Genomic DNA, 2,126 nt, shown 5'->3' with positions numbered 1-2,126 from the left:
GCACTGATATTTAGAGAATGTTGCAGGGATTTTTAGCATGAACCCATTTGAGATCTTTTTAGATGCTGGCGGAGAAGGGTGGGTTTTGTTCGAGATCGAACAGTAAAATCGACATTGGATTGCATGAACCCATTTGAGATCTTTTTAGATGCTGGCGGAGAAGGGTGGGTTTTGTTTGAGATCGAACAGTAAAATCGACATTGGATTGCATGAACCCACCCCTACAGATCCTAACTATTTACATCAGCACTGTAAGCTTGGACTGCTTGAGTGATTATTGCGCGTAGATCGACATAGACTTTGGCAAATGGCGGTTGGCGGATTGTCATACCGAGTAAGTCGGCAGTGACTAATATCTGCCCGTCACAGTCTACTCCGGCACCGATGCCGATCGTCGGAATCGAGAGTTTTTCAGATATTAATTTGGCTAAATCGGCGGGAATGTGTTCGAGGACGATCGAAAACACCCCCGCACGTTCGAGGGCGATAGCGGCAGAAATCAGCCGATCTTGATCGTCCTCTGTTTTTCCTTGTTGGCGATAGCCCAGTTGATGCACTGATTGGGGCGTTAAGCCGATATGTCCCATCACCGGAATGCCGACTTCAACCATGCGGGCGATCGTTTCGACCATTTTCGGATAGCCGCCTTCGAGCTTTACCGCCTGTGCGCCTGTCTCCTTGAGGATGCGTCCGGCTGATTGAATTGCAACCTCAGTACTGGTTTGATAGCTCAGGAATGGCAAATCAACCACGATTAGCGCACTTTTGACTCCGCGTTTCACCGCTTTGGCGTGATGAATAATCTCATCTAGAGTTAGAGGGAGCGTATTTTCATAGCCCAATGCAACCATCGCGAGCGAATCACCCACGAGAATCAAGTCTACTCCAGCCGCATCAAGGATTTGAGCGATCGCAAAATCCCACGCCGTCAACGCGACAATCTTTTTTCCACTGGTTTTGAATTGTACTAACTGACGAACGTTAGGCATAAACTTATAAGTAGCACCCCTATAATTAATCTTACTATGAGCGAACTACCAGTTGAACCGATCGAGGATAAGCCAGAGGATAAAAGTGCGAAGACGCGACAGATATTGGGGATGAAGGGTGCTTCGACAGAAGCGGCTTCGATTTGGAAGATTCGGTTGCAGTTAATGAAGCCGATTACTTGGATTCCGCTGATGTGGGGGGTTGTCTGCGGTGCGGCTTCTTCGGGTGAGTATACGTGGACGATCGAGAATGTCCTCAAAGCGGCGTTGTGTATGTTGATGTCTGGGCCATTATTAACTGGTTATACTCAGGTGGTGAATGAGTGGTACGATCGCGAGATCGATGCGGTAAATGAGCCTTATCGGCCGATTCCTTCGGGGGCAATTTCGGGATCTCAGGTAGTAGTCCAAATTTTTGTATTGTTATTTGGGGGCATTGGGGTTGCTTATATTCTCGATCGAGCGGTAAATCATGAAGTTCCCGTACTGACTTTTTTGGCGATCGGTGGTGCATTTGTAGCTTATATTTATTCAGCTCCACCATTGAAATTAAAGCAAAATGGTTGGTTGGGGACTTACGCGCTGGGTGCGAGTTATATTGCTTTACCTTGGTGGGCTGGACATGCCTTATTTGGCACGCTTAATTGGACGATCGTTATCATGACTCTATTTTATAGTTTAGCAGGATTAGGAATCGCGATCGTTAATGATTTTAAAAGCGTGGAAGGTGACAAACAGTTTGGCTTGAAGTCGCTCCCAGTCATGTTTGGGATTGATAAGTCTGCGTGGATTTGCGTGTTGATGATTGATATCTTTCAAGCTGGTATTGGTGTTTACCTGATAACCATTCATCAAAATCTGTATGCAGCAATTTTATTATTACTGATAATCCCTCAGATTACGTTTCAAGATATGTATTTCTTACGCAATCCGCTGGAAAATGATGTTAAATATCAAGCTAGTGCCCAACCTTTTCTAGTATTAGGTATGCTAGTCGCGGGGTTAGCCTTCGGACATGCCACGATTGGTTGATAGATTGGCTAATGTGTCGAGCTGTAGATAGATTTGTAGGGGCGGGTTTATGCTAGAGATTTAACATCACAACTATAACTAACGAACAAACCCGCCCAACCCCAC

Annotated in this window: 2 protein-coding genes; one reads left to right on the top strand and one right to left on the bottom strand. The window is 45.8% G+C overall.

What is annotated here, in order from left to right; translation table 11 throughout:
* Nucleotides 1–230: 230 nt before the first annotated feature.
* Nucleotides 231–989, bottom strand: coding sequence for a 3-methyl-2-oxobutanoate hydroxymethyltransferase (gene panB / locus RMO27_RS04195; RefSeq protein WP_309729410.1), 759 nt, complete (start codon nt 987–989; stop codon nt 231–233).
* Between the two features lie 36 nt (nt 990–1,025).
* Between panB and chlG the strand changes: the two genes are divergently transcribed.
* The gene (gene chlG, locus RMO27_RS04190; protein ID WP_309729407.1) at nt 1,026–2,021 is read left to right on the top strand and encodes a chlorophyll synthase ChlG; all 996 of its coding nucleotides are present in this window, start codon (nt 1,026–1,028) and stop codon (nt 2,019–2,021) included.
* The last annotated feature ends 105 nt before the right edge of the window (nt 2,022–2,126 follow it).

Origin of the sequence: Chamaesiphon sp. OTE_75_metabat_556 (assembly GCF_031378165.1) — a bacterium.
Lineage (GTDB): Bacteria > Cyanobacteriota > Cyanobacteriia > Cyanobacteriales > Chamaesiphonaceae > Chamaesiphon.
Note: the sequence above shows the minus strand (reverse complement) of the source record. Positions and strands in the feature narration are given on the sequence as shown.